Here is a 3,222-nt window from a genome sequence, read left to right as displayed (position 1 = left end):
CTCTTTCATCATGCGCATATCCAATCGTCAGCGAGTTCTGGTCACCGGCGGCGCCGGCTTTCTCGGTTCCCATTTGTGTGAGCGGCTCCTGTCCAGGGGAGACGATGTGCTGTGCGTCGACAACTTCTACAGCGGCGTGAAGGACAACGTGGCGCACCTGATGGGCAACCCCCATTTCGAGCTGATGCGCCACGATGTGACGTTTCCGCTGTATGTCGAGGTGGATGCGATCTACAACCTGGCCTGCCCCGCGTCGCCGATCCATTACCAGCGCGACCCGGTGCAGACGACCAAGACCAGTGTCCATGGCGCCATCAACATGCTGGGCCTGGCCAAGCGCACCAAGGCACGCATCTTCCAGGCCTCGACCAGCGAGGTGTACGGCGATCCCGAGGTGCACCCGCAGGCGGAAAGCTACTGGGGGCGCGTCAACCCCATCGGCATCCGCTCCTGCTACGACGAGGGCAAGCGGTGTGCCGAAACCCTGTTCTTCGACTACCACCGCCAGCACGGTGTCGAGATCAAGGTGGCCCGCATCTTCAACACCTACGGGCCCCGCATGCATCCCAACGATGGCCGGGTGGTGAGCAACTTCATCGTGCAGGCGCTGCGTGGCGAGGACATCACCATCTATGGTGACGGCAGCCAGACGCGCAGTTTCTGCTACGTGGACGATCTGATCGATGGTTTCCTGGCCTTCATGGACGCGCCGGCGGATCTGGTGGGGCCGGTCAACATCGGCAACCCGGTCGAGTTCACGATCCGGGAGCTGGCGGACCAGGTGCTGACCATGGTCGGCGGGCCGTCCCGGCTGGTGTTCAAACCGCTGCCCAGCGACGATCCGAAGCAACGGCGCCCCGATATCTCGCTGATCCAGTCGTCGCTGGGATGGGCGCCGCGCGTGGCCCTGGCGCAGGGGCTGGAGCGGACCGTCGACTACTTCCGACACTTGTTGCAGTCATGACCCTCAAAGACCATTCCCTGCTGGTTGTCACGCCGGTGTTCGAGGACCGGGAGGCCAGCGCCCGCCTGTTTGCCGAACTGGGCCACCTGTTCGGTCGCGACGTGTACGTCATCGCCGTCGACGACGGCTCGGTCAGGCAGCCGCTCGATCCGGCGTCCCTGCAATCGGCCGGGGTGGCGGGGGTGGTCATCCGGCTGCGGCGCAATGTCGGTCACCAGCGGGCCATCGCCATCGGACTCGGGTATGCGGCCGAGCACATGACCGACGGGCAACGGCTGGTGGTGATGGACTCCGATGGGGAGGACGTGCCGGCCACCATCGGGCCGCTGCTGGAAGCGTTGCGCTCACCCGAGGTGGATGTGGCGGTGGCGCAGCGCAAGAGCCGGGTGGAGAGCCTCCGTTTCAAGGCCTTCTATCAGGTCTACAAGCGGTTTTTTTCGGTCATGACGGGCCGTGCCATCAGCTTCGGCAACTTCATGGCGCTCAAGCGCCATGCGGTCCGGCGCCTCGTGGCGATGCAGGAGCTGGGCATCCATGTGGCCGGTGCCGTGCTGGCGTCGCGGTTGCGCGCCGTGACCTGCCCGCTGGACCGCGGGCCGCGGTACGCGGGGCAGTCCAAGATGAACTTCGTCGGCCTGGCCTTGCACGGGTTCAAGGCCCTGATGGTGTTCGCCGAGGATGTGCTGGTGCGGGTCGGCATCGCGTGCGCGGCCATCGCCGCCCTGTCCGTCGTGGCGGTGGCCGCGGCGATCGGGTTGAAGCTCATGGGATTCTCGACCCCGGGCTGGTTCTCGCTGGTGCTGGGCATCCTGGTGCTCATGTTCATGCAGACGGCCGCCCTCGCCCTGATGACCCTGATGCTCACCGGTGTGGTGCGCAGCGGCAGCGTGGCGACCTCCGTGGCGTACCGGGACTTCATCGACCAGGTGCTGCCGGTCGAGGTGCCAGGCGAGGCCATGTGACGGAACTGCTGCGATTCGGCGTCAATGGCCTGGTGGCCACGGCGGTGCACTATGGCGCGCTGACCTTCAATCTGGAGGTGCTCGGGCTGGCATCGGCAGGCCTGGCCAACGGCTGCGCGGCGCTGCTGGGTATCGCCTCCTCGTTCATCGGCAGCCGCTATTTCGTCTTTCGGCGGGCGGCGCAGCCCTGGCTGGGGCAACTGGGCCGCTTTGGCGGGCTCTATGCATCGATCGCCCTGTTGCACACGGTCCTGCTGGGGATCTGGAGCGACCTGTGGGGGCTGGACTATCGCATTGGCTTCCTGCTGGCCACCGGGGTGCAGGTCGTGCTGAGCTATCTGGGGAACAAATGGCTGGTCTTCAAATGACGAAATGCTGGCGCGCGCTGTGGGCCACGGCGCTGTTCGCGGTCCTGCTCGTGGCCGTGTACCTGATACACGTCCGTTTCCTGACGGTCAACGTGGTCTTCTATGCCGCGATGGCCGACGGGGTCATCGCCGCCGTGCTGGCGGGCGGCCTGCTGCTGGGGCTGCGTTGCTTCCGGCCGCTCGGTGGGTTCGAGAAGCTGCAACTGTTCGTCATCTGGCTGCTGCTGGGCTATGCGAGCGCGATCTCCGTGCCGACCGTGGTGGATCGCTCGCTGTCGTTCTACCTGCTGGAAAAGCTCCAGCAGCGCGGGGGAGGCATCCGCCAGTCGGCCTTCGAGGACGTGTTCACCCAAGAGTACATGGTGGAGCACCGGCTGGTGGACGTGCGCCTGACCGAGCAGCTGGAGTCGGGCACGATCGTCATCGAGAACGGGTGCGTGAAGCTGACGCCTCAGGGCGAGCGCGTGGCCAGCGCCGGCCGCTTCTTTCGCCAGCACTTCCTGCCCAAGCGCCGCTTGCTGATGGGCGAGTACTCGGACGACCTGACCGATCCGTTCCGCCGCGGCCGTGTGCTGGAGCCGGATTACCGGTGTCAGTGATGCCGCGGCGGCACCGGGTGCTGAGCGGGCGGCTCAGCCCATGCCCCGCACCAGGTTCATCGCATCCTCGATCCGCTCGACCGGGTGGATCGTCAGCCCTTCGAAGGTCTTGTCGTTCTTCTTCGGTGCGTTGGCCTTGGGCACCACCGCCACGCTGAAGCCCAGCTTGGCGGCTTCCTTCAGACGCTCCTGGCCGCGCGGCGCCGGGCGCACCTCGCCGGCCAGGCCGACCTCGCCGAAGGCGATGAAACCCTTGGGCAGGGCCTTGCCGCGCAGGCTGGAGGTGATGGCCAGCATCACCGCCAGATCGGCGGCCGGCTCGCTGATGC

Annotated in this window: 5 protein-coding genes; 4 read left to right on the top strand and 1 reads right to left on the bottom strand. The window is 66.3% G+C overall.

Annotation, left to right across the window (positions count from 1 at the left end; genetic code table 11):
* Positions 1–10: 10 nt before the first annotated feature.
* From PHQ87_RS15250 to PHQ87_RS15235, 4 genes are read left to right on the top strand one after another with little or no spacing between them, the layout of a single operon-like run.
* Positions 11–964 carry a UDP-glucuronic acid decarboxylase family protein gene (locus PHQ87_RS15250; RefSeq protein WP_300236226.1) on the top strand — a complete coding sequence of 318 codons (954 nt, stop codon included), beginning with the start codon at positions 11–13 and terminating at the stop codon, positions 962–964.
* Entirely contained in the window at positions 961–1,926 is a 966-nt protein-coding gene (locus PHQ87_RS15245; RefSeq protein WP_300236223.1) for a glycosyltransferase, read from the top strand. Before PHQ87_RS15250 ends, PHQ87_RS15245 begins: the two co-directional genes overlap by 4 nt.
* Positions 1,923–2,294: a GtrA family protein gene (locus tag PHQ87_RS15240; RefSeq protein ID WP_300236220.1), complete on the top strand. Its 372-nt coding sequence runs from the start codon at positions 1,923–1,925 to the stop codon at positions 2,292–2,294. Before PHQ87_RS15245 ends, PHQ87_RS15240 begins: the two co-directional genes overlap by 4 nt.
* Positions 2,291–2,893: a hypothetical protein gene (locus PHQ87_RS15235; RefSeq protein ID WP_300236217.1), complete on the top strand. Its 603-nt coding sequence runs from the start codon at positions 2,291–2,293 to the stop codon at positions 2,891–2,893. Before PHQ87_RS15240 ends, PHQ87_RS15235 begins: the two co-directional genes overlap by 4 nt.
* Positions 2,894–2,926: 33 nt before the next feature.
* Here PHQ87_RS15235 and PHQ87_RS15230 read toward each other — a convergent pair.
* Positions 2,927–3,222 (bottom strand): S16 family serine protease (locus PHQ87_RS15230; protein ID WP_300236215.1); only part of this gene is annotated, 296 nt, incomplete at its 5' end.

Origin of the sequence: Hydrogenophaga sp., assembly GCF_028698005.1 — a bacterium.
In the GTDB taxonomy this organism is placed as follows: Bacteria; Pseudomonadota; Gammaproteobacteria; order Burkholderiales; family Burkholderiaceae_C; genus Hydrogenophaga.
This window is presented reverse-complemented; position numbering and strand designations above follow the sequence as displayed.

Coding starts and splice junctions, on each gene's coding strand:
- PHQ87_RS15250 (WP_300236226.1), top strand. CDS start 11: ATGCGCATATCCAATCGTCAGCGAGTTCTGGTCACCGGCGGCGCCGGC.
- PHQ87_RS15245 (WP_300236223.1), top strand. CDS start 961: ATGACCCTCAAAGACCATTCCCTGCTGGTTGTCACGCCGGTGTTCGAG.
- PHQ87_RS15235 (WP_300236217.1), top strand. CDS start 2,291: ATGACGAAATGCTGGCGCGCGCTGTGGGCCACGGCGCTGTTCGCGGTC.